The 19,760-nt window shown below is 60.0% G+C and carries 16 protein-coding genes and 5 pseudogenes; 13 read left to right on the forward strand and 8 right to left on the reverse strand.

Going from position 1 to position 19,760, the window contains the following annotated elements; genetic code table 11:
- The first annotated feature begins 222 nt into the window (after window positions 1-222).
- The 3 genes and pseudogenes from JFT80_RS04835 to JFT80_RS04845 all read left to right on the forward strand — a co-directional run bounded on the left by JFT80_RS04835 (window position 223) and on the right by JFT80_RS04845 (window position 1,316).
- The gene (locus JFT80_RS04835; RefSeq protein WP_201147107.1) at window positions 223-603 is read left to right on the forward strand and encodes a hypothetical protein; all 381 of its coding nucleotides are present in this window, start codon (window positions 223-225) and stop codon (window positions 601-603) included.
- A 233-nt stretch (window positions 604-836) separates the two neighbouring features.
- Window positions 837-1,030, forward strand: a pseudogene (locus JFT80_RS04840) (hypothetical protein).
- A 103-nt stretch (window positions 1,031-1,133) separates the two neighbouring features.
- Window positions 1,134-1,316 carry a hypothetical protein gene (locus JFT80_RS04845; RefSeq protein ID WP_201147108.1) on the forward strand — a complete coding sequence of 61 codons (183 nt, stop codon included), beginning with the start codon at window positions 1,134-1,136 and terminating at the stop codon, window positions 1,314-1,316.
- Here the strand turns inward: JFT80_RS04845 and JFT80_RS04850 are convergent.
- Window positions 1,313-2,375 (reverse strand): annotated as a pseudogene (locus JFT80_RS04850) (AI-2E family transporter). The gene JFT80_RS04845 and the pseudogene JFT80_RS04850 overlap by 4 nt on opposite strands.
- 553 nt (window positions 2,376-2,928) lie before the next feature.
- Window positions 2,929-3,645 carry a FadR/GntR family transcriptional regulator gene (locus JFT80_RS04855; protein ID WP_201147109.1) on the reverse strand — a complete coding sequence of 239 codons (717 nt, stop codon included), beginning with the start codon at window positions 3,643-3,645 and terminating at the stop codon, window positions 2,929-2,931.
- A gap of 277 nt (window positions 3,646-3,922) precedes the next feature.
- Between JFT80_RS04855 and JFT80_RS04860 the strand changes: the two genes are divergently transcribed.
- From JFT80_RS04860 to ampC, 3 genes and pseudogenes are all read left to right on the forward strand, one after another.
- A complete protein-coding gene (locus JFT80_RS04860) occupies window positions 3,923-5,269 on the forward strand; it encodes an MFS transporter (RefSeq protein ID WP_201147110.1) in 1,347 nt (448 codons plus the stop codon).
- A gap of 37 nt (window positions 5,270-5,306) precedes the next feature.
- Window positions 5,307-6,650 carry a glucarate dehydratase gene (gene gudD / locus JFT80_RS04865; protein WP_201147111.1) on the forward strand — a complete coding sequence of 448 codons (1,344 nt, stop codon included), beginning with the start codon at window positions 5,307-5,309 and terminating at the stop codon, window positions 6,648-6,650.
- Window positions 6,651-6,771: 121 nt separating this feature from the next.
- Window positions 6,772-7,937: pseudogene (gene ampC, locus JFT80_RS04870) on the forward strand (class C beta-lactamase).
- Window positions 7,938-7,998: 61 nt separating this feature from the next.
- Here the strand turns inward: ampC and JFT80_RS04875 are convergent.
- Window positions 7,999-8,547 (reverse strand): DUF4174 domain-containing protein, encoded by a 549-nt coding sequence (locus tag JFT80_RS04875; RefSeq protein WP_201147137.1) that lies wholly within the window; start codon window positions 8,545-8,547, stop codon window positions 7,999-8,001.
- Between the two features lie 211 nt (window positions 8,548-8,758).
- Between JFT80_RS04875 and JFT80_RS04880 the strand changes: the two genes are divergently transcribed.
- Window positions 8,759-9,229 (forward strand): GNAT family N-acetyltransferase, encoded by a 471-nt coding sequence (locus tag JFT80_RS04880; RefSeq protein ID WP_201147112.1) that lies wholly within the window; start codon window positions 8,759-8,761, stop codon window positions 9,227-9,229.
- Between the two features lie 12 nt (window positions 9,230-9,241).
- On the opposite strand, the gene JFT80_RS04885 is transcribed toward JFT80_RS04880, so the two are convergent.
- The 3 genes and pseudogenes from JFT80_RS04885 to JFT80_RS04895 all read right to left on the reverse strand — a co-directional run bounded on the left by JFT80_RS04885 (window position 9,242) and on the right by JFT80_RS04895 (window position 12,271).
- Entirely contained in the window at window positions 9,242-10,027 is a 786-nt protein-coding gene (locus tag JFT80_RS04885; RefSeq protein ID WP_201147113.1) for a sulfite exporter TauE/SafE family protein, read from the reverse strand.
- A 216-nt stretch (window positions 10,028-10,243) separates the two neighbouring features.
- Window positions 10,244-11,457 (reverse strand): annotated as a pseudogene (locus JFT80_RS04890) (MFS transporter).
- A 65-nt stretch (window positions 11,458-11,522) separates the two neighbouring features.
- Window positions 11,523-12,271: pseudogene (locus tag JFT80_RS04895) on the reverse strand (hypothetical protein).
- Window positions 12,272-12,497: 226 nt separating this feature from the next.
- On the opposite strand from JFT80_RS04895, the gene JFT80_RS04900 reads away from it, so the two are divergent.
- Together JFT80_RS04900 and JFT80_RS04905 are read left to right on the forward strand one after the other, a co-directional pair.
- A complete protein-coding gene (locus JFT80_RS04900; RefSeq protein ID WP_201147114.1) occupies window positions 12,498-13,319 on the forward strand; it encodes an aldo/keto reductase in 822 nt (273 codons plus the stop codon).
- Between the two features lie 28 nt (window positions 13,320-13,347).
- Complete coding sequence (locus tag JFT80_RS04905; protein ID WP_201147115.1) at window positions 13,348-13,818, forward strand: DUF1810 domain-containing protein; 471 nt, start codon at window positions 13,348-13,350, stop codon at window positions 13,816-13,818.
- Here JFT80_RS04905 and JFT80_RS04910 read toward each other — a convergent pair.
- Window positions 13,783-16,143, reverse strand: a complete 2,361-nt coding sequence (locus JFT80_RS04910; protein WP_201147116.1) for a DNA polymerase II — start codon at window positions 16,141-16,143, stop codon at window positions 13,783-13,785. The genes JFT80_RS04905 and JFT80_RS04910 overlap by 36 nt on opposite strands.
- 215 nt (window positions 16,144-16,358) lie before the next feature.
- On the opposite strand from JFT80_RS04910, the gene JFT80_RS04915 reads away from it, so the two are divergent.
- The gene (locus JFT80_RS04915) at window positions 16,359-16,799 is read left to right on the forward strand and encodes a CBS domain-containing protein (RefSeq protein ID WP_008084932.1); all 441 of its coding nucleotides are present in this window, start codon (window positions 16,359-16,361) and stop codon (window positions 16,797-16,799) included.
- A gap of 101 nt (window positions 16,800-16,900) precedes the next feature.
- Here JFT80_RS04915 and JFT80_RS04920 read toward each other — a convergent pair whose 3' ends face one another.
- Window positions 16,901-17,524: a glutathione S-transferase gene (locus JFT80_RS04920; protein WP_122839373.1), complete on the reverse strand. Its 624-nt coding sequence runs from the start codon at window positions 17,522-17,524 to the stop codon at window positions 16,901-16,903.
- 156 nt (window positions 17,525-17,680) lie between these two features.
- On the opposite strand from JFT80_RS04920, the gene JFT80_RS04925 reads away from it, so the two are divergent.
- The 3 genes from JFT80_RS04925 (at window position 17,681) to JFT80_RS04935 (ending at window position 19,713) form a co-directional block, all read left to right on the forward strand.
- A complete protein-coding gene (locus JFT80_RS04925) occupies window positions 17,681-18,202 on the forward strand; it encodes a DUF3455 domain-containing protein (RefSeq protein WP_201147117.1) in 522 nt (173 codons plus the stop codon).
- A gap of 267 nt (window positions 18,203-18,469) precedes the next feature.
- Window positions 18,470-18,997, forward strand: coding sequence for a sigma-70 family RNA polymerase sigma factor (locus JFT80_RS04930; RefSeq protein WP_374091325.1), 528 nt, complete (start codon window positions 18,470-18,472; stop codon window positions 18,995-18,997).
- Entirely contained in the window at window positions 18,994-19,713 is a 720-nt protein-coding gene (locus tag JFT80_RS04935) for an anti-sigma factor domain-containing protein (protein WP_201147119.1), read from the forward strand. Before JFT80_RS04930 ends, JFT80_RS04935 begins: the two co-directional genes overlap by 4 nt.
- Window positions 19,714-19,760 lie beyond the last annotated feature (47 nt).

Consider the following 19,760-nt stretch of genomic DNA (forward strand, 5'->3'; position numbering starts at 1 on the left):
CTTTCAGATGGACGGGATTGGCCATTCCATCCTGTTCTGTTCGATCATAAAGGTCAGCGTTCGCTTGGGAACGGGACCGTCGGCAAGCCGGTACAGACCTTACACAAAATTTACCCAGCGGCTGTGCTGAATTTCAGAATTTCGCTGTCATAGAAGTATCCCCGCGACAACTGTGGGCCTGGTGCAGGCCCTGCCGCCGGGTCGAAGAACCGAGGACTTATCATGATTCGTAAACTCCCTATCGTGGCCCTGCTGATTGGTGCATTCGCTGTCGCAGGGCAAGCAGAAGCCCATGGCGGCAACTATTGGCAAGGCCCTGCGGTGTTTGGCGCGATCGTCGGCTCGGCCATTATCGGTTCGGCGCTTATCAACCAGGACCGCCCTGTCTATGTGCAACAGGCGCCCGTGTATGCCGCACCACCACCGGTTTATGTGCAACAACCGCCGCCACCGGTCTACTACCAGCCAGCGCCGGTCTACGTTCAACAGCCGGTCTACTATCAGCCAGCGCCGGTGTACTACGGTCCACCCCGCGGCTACTACGGTCCACCGCGCGGCTATTACGGCCCGCCCCGTGGTTATTACGGCCGCCCGCACTACTGATAGACCCATCAGGCCCCGCCTCGAAAACGGGGCTTTTTGTGCCCGCTGATCGGCTCAGGTCTGGATCGATTTTGCCGAGGTCGCTGTCGGAACAGCGCTTGCAAGCAAATTCGGCAAGATTGACTCGATCCTCTTTCCCCATTTTGGATAAAACAGTCATATTTATGTCATGTCAGGTCCGCAAGCTTGGGCCTGTCCGCCAATAACAGGTTGATAACAACAAGGACGACCTCATGCCCACACAGAATCCGCATCGCAATGTCGGCCTGTGCACCTCCAGCAAGGTGTATGACACGCTGACCGAACTCAAGCACCTGGAAGGCCACCGCAACGCCAAGTTCCTCTCGCTGCTGACCGAAAACCTGGTGCGCAAGGGGTGCTCAATGAGCAGGAAGTGGTGCATATGCTGGACCTGGTGGTCGACTGAACGCAGCACACACTGGCGTCAATGACGACTATCGAAAACGTTGATTTTCCGTAGAGCCGGCGAGTCCTTAAGGTAGCTCCATCGATTGATGGAGGTACTTGTCATGGCTCAGGTTCAAATCATGTCCGTTATCGGCAGCGCCGTTCCCGCCTCGCTCAGAGCTTCGGGATTGCTGGCCTGTTGGTATCTGATGCGCGACGGCGAGCCAATCAGCGGCCCGCTGACTTCGCTGCCAGCGGCACAGGCCCTGTCGCAGAAGATCGTCGACGGTGCATTCAACGCTTAAGGCAGTTGCACCCTGGGTTTGGTTTCACTGAAGATCGCCCAGCTCGACATGAACAGCGCGGCGATCAGTGGCCCGATCACAAAGCCATTGAGGCCGAACACCGCCATGCCGCCCAGCGTTGAAATAAGGATCATGTAGTCCGGCATCTTGGTGTCTTTGCCCACCAGGATTGGACGCAGTACGTTGTCCACCAGGCCGATGACGAATACCCCGAACAACCCCAGTACCACGCCCTGCCAGATCGCCCCGGTCAGCAGGAAGTAAGCGGCCACCGGCCCCCAGACAATGCCCGCCCCCACCGCCGGCAACAGCGACAGAAACGCCATCAGCACCGCCCACAGCAACGCACTCGGAATATCCAGAAACCAGAACATCAGTCCCCCCAGAGCGCCCTGCGTGACAGCCACCAACAGATTGCCTTTAACGGTCGCGCGCACCACGCGATTGAACTTGAGCTGCAGCCGGCGTTTCTGGTGTTCCTGCAGCGGCACTGCCGCGCGAACCTTGCGCGCCAGCTCGGGGCCGTCGCGCAGGAGGAAGAACAGCAGGTACAGCATGATGAAAAAACTCACGACAAACTCAAACGTGCCCTGGCCAAAACTGAAGGCCTGGGATGCCAGGACCTGGCCCCCGGTCATGGCGCTCTTCACCAGTTTTTCCACGCAAGCCGTTCAACTCGCCCATGCCGAAGCGGTCGAGCTGGTGCTGGAAGTAGGTAGGCAGGCTGTGTTTGAACTGGGCCACATAGGCCGCAATATCCAGCTCGCCGCTTTCCACACTCTTGTAGAACACCGCGCCTTCCTGCACCAGCAACGCACTGATGATGATCACCGGCAAAATCGCGATCACCAGGCACACACTCAGGGTGCACAGCGAGGTCACGTTGCGCTGCCAGCCAAACTTCAACTGCAGGCGGCGCTGCAAGGGTGCAAACACAATTCCCAGAATCACCGCCCAGAACACCGCACCGTAAAATGGCAGCAGGATCCAGATGAAGGCGGCGGTGACCACGAACAGCAGTATCACCAACGATTTATTCTGTAGCGTCTTTTCGTTCATGTCCGATCCATGTCAGTCCACAGGCCGCAAGTTCGCGACCTGATGCTTAGTCCACCACGGTCCGCGCGAGTGCCATCCGTTTGTGGATAAAGCATAGATGGAGATCGATAGACCCCGAGGGACTTACAACCCCGCCGCCGCCCAGGCATTTTCACCAAAAAAGCCTGACAGGCAGATGCCGTCAGGCTTGCGAATACAACGACTGATTAATCCGGCACGGTCGCCTGGTGCCGTTTAGCGACGATCATCTGACAGCGGCGAAGGTTCATCCGCTGGCGGCATGTCTTCGTCCGCAGTGGGGTCCATCCAGTCTTCAGGACGATCCGCATCCGCCTCGGACGGATCCCGCGAGGGTCCATGCCAGGGGGCGCATCGTGATCCATCAACGGCTCATCCGTGCCGGGCATGGGTCTGGCGGGGTCGGTGTCGGGGGTTGTGCCGGGGAAGTTCGTTTCGTTAGCCATGACGCACCTCATTGATGAGGTCCAGCAAATCTGGGCCGTACTTGTTGGAAAGCGGTTCGGGCGCCGCGTGCTGTCGGCGAGACGGACGGTCAGGTGTGATCGGCGAGAAAGCGGTCGCGACTGTTGGTCAGGTGCAACCACATGGCAGCGCGCGCCGCGTCAGTGTCCTGGCGTTTGATCGCATTGAGGATTGCCTCATGCTCAAGGTTGGCCAGCAGGCCCAGCTTGCTCAAGTCCGCCGCACCGCGTTCGGCGGCGTTGACCCGGGTTCGAGGAATCATCGCGTGCCCCAGGTGCTGCATGATTTCACTGAAGCAGGCATTGCCGGTGGCTTCGGCGATCAGCAAGTGAAAACGCCTGTCGGCTTCAACGCAACTGTCGTTATTCGCCAGCAAGCGCTGGTAGTCGTCGAGCGCTTGGCGCATTTGCACCAGGTGCTGATCCGAACGGCGCATAGCTGCCAACGCGGCGGCCTGGGTTTCCAGCCCCATGCGCAGCTCCAGGATGCTGCGCACCCCCAGCGCGGTATCGACGTTCAATCGCAGGCCCTGCTGCGTCTCACGCTCCAGCACAAAGGTACCGATGCCGTGACGTGTCTCGACATAACCCGACGCCTGCAGCTTGGAGATTGCCTCGCGCACCACGGTGCGACTGACCCCGTGTTCCTGCACGATCGAGTTCTCGGACGGCAGCTTGTCCCCTGGCTGCATCTGCCCCAGCAAGATGCTCTGGGTCAGCTTGGCGACCAGGTCATGGGCCAGGTTATGGGTGCGCTTGCGAGCGGGTGCTTCGAGGTCTTCTTGCATGGCGTCATCCGAAAGCGGAACTGCTGCAATCGTAGCACTGCGCTGCTCGGGAATCTCTGGAAAAGACAGTTAACTTGTATGACAACACTCAACCAAACCCTAGTAAATAGCTCATTACAGCGCCAACACCTCCGCTACAGATTAAAAATACCACCTGTCTCTGCCAGTTTACTGAGCAGAACACCTTGCAGACGTAAAAATAGCAGTTGTATGATGTCTATCAACAACGCAACAGGAAGCTCCACCCCGCATAAAAATAATCAGTGGGAGAACATCTGTGAAATCATCCATACACGGGATGAACCAGGCCGCCGATCCGGTCCTGAGTTCCGCCATCTCGAAAGTCAAACGCCACGTCTTGCCGCTGTTCGTCATCATGTTCATCGTCAACTACATTGACCGGGTGAACATCGGTTTTGTCCGCACCCACATGGAACACGATCTGGGCATCGGTGCCGCCGCTTACGGCTTCGGCGCTGGCCTGTTCTTTATCGGTTACGCGTTGTTCGAAGTCCCCTCCAACATGCTTTTGCAAAAAGTCGGCGCACGCATCTGGCTGACCCGCATCATGCTCACCTGGGGTCTGGTCGCCGCCGGCATGGCGTTCATCCAGAACGAAACCCACTTCTATGTTTTGCGCTTTCTGCTCGGCGTAGCCGAAGCCGGATTTTTTCCCGGCGTGATCTACTACTTCACCCGTTGGCTGCCCGGCGTTGAACGCGGCAAAGCGATCGCGATCTTCCTCAGCGGTTCGGCCGTGGCCTCGCTGATTTCCGGGCCGTTGTCCGGCCTGCTCCTGCAAATCAACGGACTCGGCCTGCACGGCTGGCAATGGATGTACTTCATCGAGGGGATGTTTTCAGTGTGCCTGTGCGTGTTCGTCTGGTTCTGGCTCGACGCCAAACCCCACGATGCGAAATGGCTGACCCGTGCCGAACAGGACGCCCTGGTCACAGCCATCGACGATGAACAGAAGGCCCGCGAAGCCGCCACACCCATCCGTCCATCGATGGGCAAACTGCTCAAGGATCGGCAGATCATTCTGTTCTGCCTGATCTACTTCCTCATCCAGTTGACGATCTACGCCGCGACGTTCTGGCTGCCGAGCATCATCAAGAAGATGGGCGAAATGAGCGACGTTCAGGTCGGGCTCTTCAACTCGATTCCGTGGCTGTTGTCGATCATCGGCATGTACGCCTTTGCCTCGTTTTCCGCCAAATGGAAACATCAACAAGCCTGGGTCGCCACTGCGTTGTTGATCGCTGCAGCGGGGATGTTCATGTCCACCACTGGCGGGCCGATCTTCGCCTTCGTCGCGATCTGCTTTGCGGCGCTGGGGTTCAAATCCGCCTCGTCGCTGTTCTGGCCGATTCCCCAGGCGTATCTGGATGCACGAATCGCCGCCGCAGTGATCGCGCTGATCAACTCGGTGGGTAACCTAGGCGGTTTCGTCGCGCCGACCACGTTCGGCCTGCTCGAAGAGCACACCGGCTCGATTCAGGGCGGCCTCTATGGCTTGGCCGCGACCTCGATCATCGCCGCGATCATTGTTTTCTTCGCACGCACCGCACCCAAACCCGCCGCTGAAATCGCCGTGGCCGACGCCGCGCCGAAACACGCCTGACTGGCGTTTTCGCAGACGACTCACAAGGACAACAACAATGAATGCACACGACAGCGCCAAAGCCCCGATCATCACCGACATGCAAGTCATCCCGGTGGCCGGCCACGACGGCATGCTGCTCAATCTGAGCGGCGCCCACGGGCCATTTTTTACCCGCAACATCGTCATTCTCAAAGACAACGCCGGCCACACCGGTGTCGGCGAAATACCCGGCGGCGAACGCATTCGCCAGACACTGGAAGATGCACGCAGCCTGGTGATCGGCAGCCCGATCGGCACCTATCAAAAGATCCTCAATCAAGTGCGCCAGACTTTTGCCGAGCGCGATGCCGGCGGCCGTGGCCTGCAAACCTTCGACCTGCGCATCACCATCCACGCGGTCACTGGTCTAGAAGCCGCCCTGCTCGACCTTCTCGGTCAGCACCTCGACGTACCGGTCGCGGCGCTGCTCGGTGAAGGTCAGCAACGTGATGAAGTGAAGATGCTCGGCTATCTGTTTTACGTCGGTGATCAGCGCGAAACCGACCTCGCCTACCGCAGCGAGCCGGACGCCGACAATGAATGGTTTCGCCTGCGCCATGAGAAAGCCATGACTGCCGAAGCCGTGGTGCGTCTGGCTGAAGCGGCGCAGGCGAAATACGGTTTCAAGGACTTCAAACTCAAGGGCGGCGTGTTGTCAGGGGATGAGGAAATCGAAGCCGTGACGGCCCTGGCCGAACGCTTCCCTGACGCACGCATCACCCTGGACCCGAATGGCGCATGGTCACTGAAGGAGGCAATCCGTCTGTGCCGCGATCAGCACCATGTGCTCGCTTACGCCGAGGACCCTTGCGGAGCGGAAAACGGCTATTCGGGCCGTGAAGTGATGGCCGAGTTCCGCCGCGCCACCGGGCTGAAAACCGCCACCAACATGATCGCCACAGACTGGCGTGAAATGGGCCACGCGATCCAGTTGCAGTCAGTCGATATTCCGCTGGCCGACCCGCACTTCTGGACGATGCAGGGTTCGGTTCGAGTCGCGCAGATGTGCCATGAGTGGGGCCTGACCTGGGGTTCGCATTCCAATAATCACTTCGATATTTCCTTGGCGATGTTCACTCACGTGGCTGCCGCAGCGCCGGGCGACATCACCGCCATCGACACCCACTGGATCTGGCAGGACGGCCAGCGCCTGACCAAGGCACCGCTGCAAATCATCGGCGGCTGCGTGCAGGTGCCGAAGAAACCGGGGCTGGGTGTTGAGCTGGACATGGATCAAGTGGCCAAGGCGCACGAACTTTATAAAGGAATGGGCCTGGGTGCGCGGGATGACAGCGTGGCCATGCAGTTTCTGATTCCGGGGTGGACGTTCGATAACAAGCGGCCGTGTCTGGTGCGCTAGGGCTTTTGGCGGTGTACAGATCCGTTTTCCGGCCTTGCAGGAAGTGACAGTCTCCTTGCTCAGGATTCATTCTCCACTTAGCCTGTACAATATGCAAAAACACCAAGGACTACCACCCCTCATGCACATCTCCAGCCTCAGCAAAACCCTGGCCTGCAGCGCATTCGGACTCCTCCTCGCCACGACCCACTGCATCGCCGCTGCGCCCTCCGATCAACAAATCGAAGCGACCGTGAAGGCCGCCGTGACCCCCGTCATGCAGCAACAAAACATCGCGGGCATGGCGGTAGCCGTCACCTACAAAGGCCAGGCGCATTATTTCAACTTCGGTGCAGCCTCCAGGGAAACCGGCAAGGCGGTCACTGAAAACACCTTGTTCGAGATAGGCTCACTCAGCAAAACCTTCACCGCGACCCTGGCCGCCTACGCCCAGGCCAGCGGCAAATTGTCCCTGTCGACAAAGGCCAGCCAGATTCTCCCGGCATTGCAAGGTAGCGCCTTCGACAACATCAGCGTGCTGCAACTGGGCACGTATACCGCCGGTGGTCTGCCGTTGCAGTTCCTCGAAAATGCCGACTCGCCAGACAACATGATCGGCTATTTCCAGCAGTGGAAGCCGACCTATGACGCTGGCAGCCATCGACTATATTCCAACCCAAGCCTGGGGCTCTTTGGCTATCTGGCCGCGCAAAGCATGGGGGCGCCATTTGACCAGTTGATGGAACAGACCTTGCTGCCAAAACTGGGCCTTTCCCATACCTGGCTCAAAGTCCCAACGGCCGAAATGGCACTGTACGCCCAGGGCTACAACAAGGAGGACAAACCCGTCAGAGTCGGCCCGGGAGCGCTCGATTCCGAGGCGTACGGGGTCAAAACCAGCGCCGTCGACATGCTGCGCTATGTCGAGGCAAACATGCGGCCGACGAAGCTGGAAGCGCCGATGCAACAGGCTATCGCTACCACCCACACCGGTTACTACAGCGTCGCAAACATGACTCAGGGGCTGGGTTGGGAGCTGTACAGCTACCCCATCACACTCGACCAGCTACTGGCCGGGAATTCAACGGAAATGGCGATGCAGGCGCATCAAGTCAAGTGGCTTAACCCCCGCAACCACAGCCGCAGAATGTACTGATCAACAAGACCGGCTCGACTGGCGGCTTTGGCGCCTATGCGGCGTTCGTGCCCTCCAAGGAGATAGGCATCGTGATTCTTGCGAACAAGAACTTTCCAATCCCCGACAGGGTCAAGATCGCTCACTCGGTTCTGGGCGTGCTGGCACACTGATCGAAACTACCTTCCGTGTGAACACTAAAATGGGCGACCTGTGCAGGTCGCCCATTTTGTTTCAGTCGTCGGGCATTTCAGGCGGCTTGGCGGGTTTAGCCGGTTTGGCAGGTTTCGCGCCCTTGGCGCCTTTGGCCGGCTCGGCTTCGGCCGGTGCCGCCACCGCCGCTGCCGCCGCTTCTTTTTCAGCCATCGGCATGGCATCGATAGTGCTGAAAATCTGCTTCAGGTCTACCGTCCCCAATTGTTCAAGCTTCTTCTCACCATCCTTGCCCACAAGAATGACCTTGGTCTGCGCCCCTGCCCCCATCTTCAGTGCACGAATCAGCGCCATCGTACTTTGTGGGTCGAGGTCTTTGCCCTCTCGCTGACCCATGGTGTTGATCACCGAATAAAGCACCATGTTGCGGTCGGTGAAGCCTTTTTTGTTGTCGGGCTCTTCCAGGGATTTTTTCAGGCTGACCCACGTCGGGTCCACCGTGCTGGGCGCGATCACGATCAGCGGACGCGAGCGGCCCTTGTCCATGTCCAGCGGTGAATCGCCGTCAGCGGCGAGCAAGGGGCCGGCGAGTACCAGCAAGGTAGTCAGGGTCAAAGACCTGATGAGCATGCGCATCTCCTTTTGTAATCCACGCTCTAATGATTGCGCATCGCGGTGATTGTTCCGGGTGACGCACCGCAATAATGTTTCGCCTTGTTCAAAGCTTAGGTCAGGGCGATTATTGCGCAACCGCCATCCTGTGCGCAGTTGATGACTTGAAACGAACATTCTATGGTCGGCGCACGACAAGCCAGCGTCATGAAAAGGAGCTTCAAGCGCCATGCAAATCGACTACCTGTGCGACCATCCAGCACTCATCCCCGAGTTGGCCGAACTCAATTTCAACGAGTGGGGTCAATACCGTCCCGGCGACACACTGCAAGCCAGAACCGTGCGCATGCGGGCGGCCTGTGGCAAAGGTGCAGTGCCCTCGGTTGTGGTCGCCATTGAAGGTGCACAATTGCTCGGAGGCGCCCTGCTGATCGACAGCGACATGAAAACCCGTCCCGAGCTGACGCCGTGGCTGGCCGGGGTGTATGTGAAGACTGAACAGCGCGGCCGCGGGGTCGCGTCGCAACTGGTCAAGCGCATAGTCGAAGAAGCTGCAGCGCTGGGTGTGCCGCAGTTGTATCTGTACACCGACGCGGCGCAGTCGTTGTATGCGCGGCTGGGCTGGGAAGTTGTCGAGCATACGGTCGATGACGAGGGGCTCGACATCACTGTGATGAAGCGTCTGATCCAAAAGGCCTGACGCACGGCTCACTCAGAACGCCAATTTGTAACCGATCAATACCAGCATGGTCGCCAGGCAAGGTCGCAGCACTTCATCGGAGATCCGTCCGGTGAGGTGACTGCCCAGCCAGATGCCCGGCAGCGAGCCGATCAACAAATAGCCCAGCACGTGCCAGTCCATGTTGCCCATGCTCGCGTGGCCAAGACCGGCGACGAGGGTCAGCGGTACGGCGTGGGCGATTTCGGTGCCCACCAGGCGCCGGGTTGGCAGCAGTGGATAGAGGATGAACAAGGCCACGGTGCCCAGCGCGCCAGCGCCGATGGACGTCAGTGCGACCATTGTGCCAAGGACCAAACCGGTGATGACAGTCATCACATTGAGGCGCGGACCGCTCGGGTTGTAGTTGCCGCCAGCTCGTTTGTGGGCGAAATCGAGCAGGCGTTTCTTGAAGAAAATTGCCAGTGCCGTCGCGAACAGTACGAAACCCAGGGCCTGTTTGATAACGGCATTCATGGCATCCGGAGAGCTGTGCAGCGTGCTCAGGAACCACAATGTCATGACCACTGCCGGGACACTGCCGAGGGTCAGCCAGCCGGTGATCGCCCAGTCGATATTCTTGTTTTTGCGGTGAACCAGAACACCACTGGATTTGGTGATGGCGGCGTACAGCAGGTCAGTGCCGACCGCTGTGGCCGGGTTGATACCGAACCACAGCAGGATCGGCGTCATCAACGAACCACCGCCGACACCGGTCATGCCGACGATAAAACCTACCACCAGCCCGGCAATCACCAGGCCGAAATTTGCCAATTCCATTAAGACGTCCAGAAAAACGACAGGAAAAATCTGGCCCGCAGCATAGCGATTTTTCTTATAACTACTTATATCAATGCGGACTATGGTTATATCGATTCGGCAATGATGTTGAATGGCGGACCGCTCGCGAGCAACTTTACTCCCACAGGGGGTGCGACGCAGGCAGCCGTGGCAGGCAAGCGTTGCGCCCACAGAATGAGTTCGGATCATTGCAGGTCAGTGCGACCGCCGCCCCGGCTTGAAGCTGTAATGGCTATTAACAAAAACCGTAGCAAACGCCACCAGCGACAAAATCAGCAACGCCCAGGGAAACGCCATCGCGCCCACCCGGTCCAGCAGCAGACCACCGAACAGTCCGCCCCCGGCAATGGCCACGTTCCAGGAAGTCGTCAGCATCGCCTGCACCACATCAACGTTCTCCCCCGCAGAATCCGCAGCCGCCGTCAGCAGCAACGTTGCCGACCCGCCAAATGACAGACCCCACACCGCCATGCAGCCATACACCACCCAAGGCGACGACGCAGCCATGGCCAGCACCAGCGCGGTAAGCGAAAAACCGCGAGGCTGATCAGCGCCAACCGGCGCAACCAACGGTCCACCAGCAGGCCAATCACCCAGATACCCACCAGAGAACTGACACCGAACACCAGCAGCACCAGGTCCACCCGTTCACCCAGACCCGCCTGGGTCAGGAACGGATCGATGTAGGTGTACAGAATGTTATGCCCCAGCATCCATGTCAGCACCACAAACAACACAGGACGCACGCCCTTCATGCTGAACACCTTGGCCAGGGGCAGGCGCTCGGTGTCGGGCTGGCCGGGACGGTCCGGCACGGCGACCATGATCCAGGCCGCCAGCAGCAGCGCCAGGGCCGACATGATGCCGAACGAGGCGCGCCAGCCAATCAGGTTACCCAGCCAGGTCCCGGCAGGCGTGCCGAGCGACAGCGCGACCGGGGTGCCAAGCATCGCGATCGCCAGCGCCCGACCTTGCAGGCGCGGGGTGACCAGGCCCCGGGCGTAACCGGCCATGATGCCCCACGCCAGGCCCGCGGCCATGCCCGCCAGGAAGCGCGACACCAAGGTCAGCCCGTAGTGACTGGAGAACGTCGTGACTGTGTTGAACAACAGAAATCCGCACACCGTCATCATCAGCACTCGCCGACGCCGCCAGCCGCGAGTCGCCACAGTCAGCGGAATGGCCGCCACGATCGAGCCAAGGGCATAGAGCGTTACCAGCTGGCCGGCCCACACTTCGCTGACCTGCAACCCGGCGCCGATCTGCGTCAGCAACCCGGCCGGCAGGGTTTCGGTGAGCACGGCGATAAAACCGGTCATGGCGAACGCCAGCAGCGCAGCGTAAGGCAGCTTTTCGCTCTTGGCAGAGTGTTCGGTGCGCGCACGTTCGACGGCGGCCTGGTCTGTCATGAAGGTTGCAGCTCCCTTTCAAGCGAGATAAATTGTATACAACTTTACACTGTAACTGACTCGGATCACTGCACCGGTAAAAAATTCAGAAACAGCAGGCTCTGCGCGTAGTTCAGGCCGATCCGTCGATATCGCTCGTCGAGCATCTGGGTCAACAGGTCCAGGCGCGCAACGATCTTGCCGAATTCCACGGCAAAACTCAGGTTGCTGCCCTCCTCCGAGATCTCGTTTGAAAACAGCAAGGGTCCGCCCTGGGGGTTCTGCCGCTGACTGAGGATCCAGGTGGCTTTCTCGATGTTGCGCGCGGCGTTGTTGACGAAGGTCGGATTGATCGCATCCGTCATGTAGAACTCCAGCCGGTCACCGTGGGCCGTCACCAGCATGCTGCCGATGGCATAGATGAACGCACCGACCCGGTCGCCGAGAAACTCCGGACTCATGGCATAGCTCAGCGCCGCCAGATCCTTCCTGCCCCCAGGGTGGGCAGCGGTTGCTGCTGCTCGATCGCCATGCGCACCTGTTTTTCGGCAATTCGAGCGTCGAGAAAGCCGGACTTTTTCAGCTCGTCGGGGTTGCGCAGGTACAGCTTGTTCATGAGCAGGTAGAGGCTGTCGAGGTTGTCGCGCATGGTCAGGGTGGCCATGCGGTCGACGCTGGTCTGGAGAAATTCCTGGGGTTTGCCTTCGCGAAACTGGCTGATGACGTCCCGTCCCTGCTGCTGGCTGCAACCGGTGACGAACAGCAGCGTCATGCAGGCGATCAGCCAGCGTTGGCCGCGGATGTGCGCGGTGATGAGGGACAACAATTGGGCCATGAATTTTGCGACTTGGGCATTGGCCGGCGGTGGGGATCGCCGCGGGCAGGCCATGGATAGAGCCGCGAATGCTGAAAAAGTGCAGTGCCGACGGTCCGTAAACCTGCACAAAGGATGCGCCACTCAACAACGTCCACCGGCTGCGGTAGCCTGGAGCCTTGCAGCAATGAACCTCATGCCATTCATGCTGCCGAACGTACACCAGCGAATTTTTCAGGAGGTTTGCATGCGTACCCTCGAATTGGCCGGCGTGCAGGTGCCGGTGATTGGCCAGGGCACCTGGCGCATGGGTGAAGACCGCTCCGACCACAAGCGTGAAGTCGCAGCCCTGCGCACGGGGATCGAGCTGGGCATGACCCTGATCGACAGCGCCGAAATGTACGCCGAGGGCGGTGCCGAGACAGTGGTCGGCGAAGCCATTACCGGCCTGCGCGATCAGGTGTTTCTGGTCAGCAAGGTCTATCCGCACAACGCCAGTCGCAAGGGCATCGCGCAAGCCTGCGAGCGTAGCCTGCGTCGGCTCGACACCGATTACATTGATCTCTATCTGTTGCATTGGCGCGGCCAGTATCCGCTGGAGGAAACCGTCGAGGCCTTCGAACGCCTGCGCGAGGATGGCAAGATCGGCCGCTGGGGCGTGTCGAATTTTGATGTCGATGACCTGCAGGAACTGGCCAATCCGGCGTGCGCCACCAATCAGGTGCTCTACAACCTCGAAGAGCGCGGCATCGAATTCGATCTGTTGCCATGGTGCCAACAGCAGCGTATGCCGCTCATGGCCTACTGTCCCATTGGCCAAGGTGGGCATATGCTGGCCCACGCCACCCTTGGACAAGTGGCAGCCCGTCACGCCGCGACACCGGCGCAGGTGGCACTGGCATGGATTCTGCGACAGGACGGGGTGATCGCCATCCCCAAGGCGGTGCGACCCGAGCACGTCAAACTCAACGCCCAAGCCCAGGACATCAGGCTTGAACCCGGGGATCTGGAGGCGCTGGACCAAGTGTTTCGTGCGCCACAACGCAAACAGCGACTGGCCATGGTCTAGGCCATCGGTTTCATCAGAGGGCTTCTACATGAGAAGCACCGATCCGCTGGACTCCTTTAACCTGGACCGCTTCCTCCAGGCGCAGGACCCGGTGTTCGACTACGTCCTCGAGGAACTGGCTGCCGGCCGCAAACGCAGCCACTGGATGTGGTTCGTGTTCCCGCAGTTCGCCGGGCTGGGCGGCAGTGAAATGTCCCGGCGCTTCGCTATCCAATCGGCTGCAGAAGCGATGGCCTATCTGGATCATGCAGTGCTGGGTACACGCCTGCGCACCTGCACTCAGTTGGTGCTGAACGTGCAGCAACGTTCGATTGCAGAAATCTTTGGTCACCCGGATGACCTGAAATTCCACTCGTCAATGACGCTGTTCGCTCAGTTTGCCGCTGAAGACAGCCTCTTCCATCAGGCACTGGAACGCTACTTCCACGGCATTCTTGATGAGTGGACATTGCAGTTGCTTGACTCAAAACAGGCCCAGTTGCCCGCCGATCAGGGTTGAGAAGTCGTCATCGACAAACGGCAGAATCGCGTCTGCAATCGGTTGCAGTTGCCGGGTGATGTAGTGGTCGTAGTCGATGGCCGCGCGACGCACTTCCAGCGGCTCCGGGCCAGCCAGGGTGATGACGTAGCTGATCCAGCCGCCGTTCTGGTATTGCCGTGGACGGCCGTGCTGCACGTTGTATTCGTCGGCCAGCCGTGCCGCGCGCACATGGGGCGGCACATTGCGTTCGTAATCGTCGAGAGTGCGGCGCAGGCGCTTGCGATAGATCAGTCGATCATCGAACTCGCCGGCCAACGTCTTGCGCACATAATCGCGCACGTAATCCTGATACGGCTTGCGCTGGAAAATCCGCTCGTAGAGTTCCTGCTGAAACTGCCGGGCCAACAGCGACCAGTCGGTGCGTACGGTTTCCAGGCCTTTATAGACCATTTCTTCCGTCCCATCGGCGCGGCTCACCAGCCCGGCATAGCGCTTCTTGCTGCCCTCTTCCGCGCCCCGAATGGTCGGCATCAGAAAGCGTTTGTAGTGCGTCTCGAACTGCAATTCCAGGACACTTTCCAGGCCGAACTCGTCCCGTACATGCTCGCGCCACCAATCGTTGACGTGCTTGACCAGTGCATGGCCAATCTCTGCGGCTTCTGCCTGGCCGTGGGGACGACGCAGCCAAACGAAGGTTGAATCGGTGTCGCCGTAGATCACCGCGTGCCCCTGCTCTTCGATCAGCTTGCGCGTGCGCAACATGATTTCGTGGCCGCGCAAGGTGATTGAGGAGGCCAGTCGCGTATCGAAGAACCGACAGCCGCTGGAACCGAGCACGCCGTAGAAGGCGTTCATGATGATTTTCAGCGCTTGGGACAATGGCGCGTTGTGCTCGCGCTTGGCGGTCTCGCGACCTTCAGCCACCCGCGACACGATCGACGGCAGGCAATGCCGCGTGCGTGAGAACCGCGCGCCACGGAAGCCCGGCACCGAGTCGGTGTCGTCCGGGTGCTGCAAGCCTTCGATCAGCCCCACCGGGTCGATCAGAAAGGTGCGAATGATCGACGGATAAAGGCTTTTGTAGTCGAGCACCAGCACCGACTCGTAGAGCCCCGGGCGCGAGTCCATGACAAAGCCGCCGGGACTGGCCTGCGGCGGATTAGTCCCCAGGTTCGGCGCGACAAAACCCTGGCGGTGCATCAACGGCATGTACAGGTGGGTGAACGCCGCCACCGAACCACCGCTGCGATCCGCCGGCAGGCCGGTGACGCTGGCGCGCTCCAGCAGGAACGTCAGCAGTTCGGTCTTGGCGAAGATCCGCGTGACCAGTTCGCAGTCCTTGAGGTTGTACTTGGCCAGCGCCGGTTTGTCCTCGGCGAACATCCGATTGATTTCGTCCATGCGCTGATACGGCGTGTTGATGGATTTGCCCTCGCCCAGCAGCGTCTGGGCGACGTTTTCCAGGCTGAACGAGGGAAAACTCCAGGTCGCCGAGCGCAGCGATTCAATGCCATCGATGATCAGCCGCCCCGCTGCCGAGGCGAAGTAGTGATTGCGGCTGCCGTGCTCACGCCATTGCATCTCTTCGCCGCCACGGCCGATCTTCAGCGGCACACCGAGACGCCGGGCATGTTCGTGGAGGATGCGCAGGTCGAACTGCACGACGTTCCAACCGATGATCGCGTCGGGGTCGTGGCGGGCGAACCAGTCGTTGAGTTTCTTCAGGATGAGCGTGCGCGAGTCGCAATATTCGAGATCGAAATCGACGATGCTGGCATCACCGTTCGCGGCGCCAAGCATGTACACCTGACGCTCGCCGCAGCCTTCCAGGGCAATGGAATACAACTCACCGGTTTCGGTGGTTTCGATGTCGAGCGAGACCAGCCGCAGCTTTGGTCGGTAAGCCGGGGCGGGTTTGAGGTGTGCGTTGAGCAAAACCCCGTCGGCATCGGGCGTGCCGCTGAAAAACACCGGGGCGGTGATGAAACGCTCCATCAGATAGCGCTCAGGCGGGCGCACATCGGCTTCGTAGACGTCGACACCCGCGCGATTGAGCGCTGTTTCCAGGCGCATCAACTGACCATGTTGCTGGCAATACAAGCCGAGCACCGGGCGATGCTCGAAATCCTGCAGGGCCAACGGGCGCAGTTCGACGTTCTTTTCATCGTGCAGCAGGCGTTCAGCCGCTGCGCGCTGCTCGGCGGGGATAAACGCCACCGACGGCTGATGCGGCAAGCGCACACGGCGCGGCCCGGCGTCGGTCGCCAGCCAGAACTCGACTTCGGTGCCGGCCGGCGTATCGCGCCAATGCCGGGTCAGGACGAAGCCCTGCGGTAAATCCACCACTGCAACCTCGGGAAACTGAATCTGGTGGGCATTCTACGCGTATCCTCGTCACAGCTGCCGAGCCAGCGAGGTTATGTGGCGTTGGAACGGGAAAATGTATAAAAAAACTGCCAAATGACGTTTTTTGCATCATATCCGCCGCTTTTGCGTCTTGCCCTCGACGCCCGGGTCTATGATTCTTCTAGAACAACGACAACACCAGAGTACCCACCATGAAAACCGTCGCCCAACTGCTCAAGTTGAAAGATCAGAAGAATCAGGAAGTGCACCAGATCAAGCCCGACCACATGGTGCTGGAAGCGTTGATGAAGATGGCCGAGAAGAACGTCGGCGCCCTGCTCGTGGTGGAAGACGACAAAGTGGTAGGCATCATCAGTGAACGCGATTACGCGCGCAAACTGGTGTTGCATGGCCGCTCATCGGTGGGCACACCGGTTCGCGACATCATGGTGGCGAACGTGATCACCGTGGACACCCACCAGACCGTCGACACCTGTCTGGGCATCATGTCCGACAAACGCCTGCGTCACTTGCCGGTGGTGGAGAACGGCAAGTTGATCGGCTTGCTGTCGATTGGTGACCTGGTGAAAGAAGCGATTGCCGAACAGGCCGAGCTGATCAAACAGCTGGAGCAGTACATCCGCGGAGAATAGTTCGGGTCCCACTTGTGGGTGATCCTGCTCGCGATGGAGTGTCAGTCGACATCATTGGATCTGACATTCCATCGCGAGCAGGCTCGCTCCCACAGTATTGTTCACGTTGGCCAATGCCGGGCAAACACCGGTGCCAATGTCGGATGCCGGTCGATTCGCTCCAGCCACGCATAAAATCCTGGCCGGGTGCTACGCAGATGTTCGCGGCTACCCGCCCAGCGGCTGACCACGGCGGCCAGAACGTCCAGAGCGCCTGGCGCCTCGTCGCCCAGGTACAACTCGCCGGAAAACTGGTCGGCGAACACCTCCCAACTCCAGTGCAGGCGCTGGCGCGCGCCGGCCATGAGGTTCTGCCGGGACTTCTCATCCGATTCGTCCAGCCAGCGCTCGGGGTAGTCGATGATGCCGATCGCCGCATAACAATTGCTGACAATGAACGCCAGACCGCGAATGGCCTGGTCGCGTTCGGCGACGTCGTCCGGCAGCAGGTTCGACTGGGGAAAGGTCAGCCCCAGGTGGATGAGGATCGCGGCGCTCTCGGTCAGGACGCTGCCGTCGGGCAATTGCAGGGTTGGTATCTGCTTCAGCGGATTGAGTTTCTCCAGGGCCTGGGCCGACTCTGGTGAGGCCTCGACATCGATGAAACGATAGGGAATCTCGCAGAGTTCCAACGCCGCCTCAATCGCCGCAGCGCCGGAGTTCCTGTGTCCGTAGAGCTGGTACATACACACCTCCTTTGCAGTTCTCTCTTTGTAGCAGCTGACTCGGCTCCTGCGGAAAAATTTCTTTTTCGCCTCTGCATCCAAATCGCCCCGTGGCGGGTAGTACCTGTAGCAGCCCTGATGCTGCACAGCGGATTACCCACTTTCGGAGTGCTATCAATGAACGCCAAACAGCTGATGTGCCTTGCCGGTTTGCTTGCCACCACTACCGCCGCCTTCGCCCAGACGGGGTTGCCCGACAGTATCAAGGTGCCGGACGGGCACAAGGTGGCGATGGAGACCACCGGGGTCGGCGAGATCACCTATGAGTGCCGCGACAAGCCCAACGTCGCCGGGCAGACCGAGTGGACCTTCGTCGGCCCGAAAGCGGTGCTCAACGATCGCAGCGGCAAGCAGGTCGGCACCTATTTTGGTCCACCCGCCACCTGGCAGGCCAAGGACGGTTCAAAAGTCACCGGCACGCAATTGGCCGTGGCGCCATCGAGCCCGGGCAACCTGCCCTATCAGTTGGTCAAGGCCAACCCGGCCGAAGGCAAAGGCGCCATGACCGGCGTGAGTTACATCCAGCGCGTCGCACTCAAGGGCGGCGTAGCGCCGGGCAGCGAATGCACAGCGGCGAACAAGGGCAAACAGGAAGTGGTGAAGTACCAGGCCGATTACATCTTCTGGGCCGCGAACTGATTCCGGCACCCACCTCGAATAAACGCCTGGACACTGCAATATTCTGGAACACATGCATTATCCGTGATCCGGGACACCTGCAATTTCTGTGACCGGGAACAGCTGTAGCAGCTCTGGCAGCTGCGGAAACAGGGCTTATCCGCGAGGGTGGTCGGTCAGCAGATTCAACATTTGCTGACAAAAAGCCATCGCGGGCAAGCCTTGCGCCTACAGGAGTTGTGTTTGTTTGCTAGATTGCATGCCAGGTCCCAACAATGGCTGAGCACAGTGTCCTTGCCCGAACCCTTATTCGATTACGAAGCACACCTGGCCGCCTGCGGGCGAGGCGAACGGCAGGCCTTGCGCGATTTATACGTGCAGGAAAGTCCGCGCCTGCTGGGCGTGGCCAAGCGCCTGGTCCGCGACACGGCACTGGCCGAAGACATTGTCCACGATGCATTTCTGAAAATCTGGAACGGTGCCGCGCGATTCGATCCCGCGCGAGGCTCGGCGCGGGGCTGGATGTACAGCGTAACGCGGCACCTGGCGCTGAATTTCCTGCGCGACCATCGGCGCGAAAGCCACGACGAGACCGAAGTGCCGGACGTTACCGAAGCTTTCGATGACCAGGCCGATTCCGGGCGCATCCATCACTGCCTGGAGCAATTGGATCCGGCACGGCGCACTTGCATCGTGCATGCGTACGTCGACGGTTATTCCCACGCCGAGATATCACACAAGCTCGGCACCCCGCTGGGCACGGTCAAAGCCTGGATCAAGCGCAGCCTGACGGCGTTGCGGGAGTGCATGGGATGATCAGCAGACCTTTGAACGAAACCCCTGAAGAGCGCGACGAACTGGCCAGCGAGTATGTACTGGGCACGCTCCCGGCCGAGTTGCGAGTTCAGGTGCGCCTTCGCCTCGAGGACGACGCCGAGTTGCGCACGGCGGTCGACAGCTGGGAACGTCGCCTGCTCGGCCTGACCGACCTCGTCGAGCCTGTGCTTCCCTCTACCCAATTGTGGCCGAGGATTGAGCGCAGTGTGCAGGTCCTGGAGCCCAAACCCCGGTCACCTGCCCCGCGCGCGCCCTCCTGGTGGAACCTGCTGCCCTTATGGCGCGGGCTGGCCGGTGCCGGGCTAGCAGCCAGTCTGCTGTTCGGTGCATTGCTGTTGACGCAGACCACGGCCAAGCCGACCTACCTGGTGGTATTGGTCGGCCCTCAGGACAAGGCGCCGGGCTGGGTCGTCCAGGCGAGCAACCCAAGGGAGTTGCAGCTGATTCCGCTGGGGGTGGTTGAAGTTCCAGCCGACAAGGCGCTGGAATTCTGGACCAAGGCTGACGGTTGGCAAGGACCGGTATCCCTGGGTCTGGTCAAACCGGGGCAAACCCTGTCGGTGCCGCTGGATAAGCTGCCACCACTGGTCCCGGATCAACTGTTCGAGCTGACCCTGGAGAACCCCAATGGCTCGCCGATCGGCAAGCCCACCGGGCCGATTCAATTCATCGGCCGGGCAGTGAAGGTCATTTGATTGAATTTACCCTGGGCCGTCTGATGCAAACAACCGCGCGCTCCCAC

The sequence above is a fragment of the Pseudomonas sp. TH10 genome (assembly GCF_016651255.1).
Classification (GTDB): domain Bacteria; phylum Pseudomonadota; class Gammaproteobacteria; order Pseudomonadales; family Pseudomonadaceae; genus Aquipseudomonas.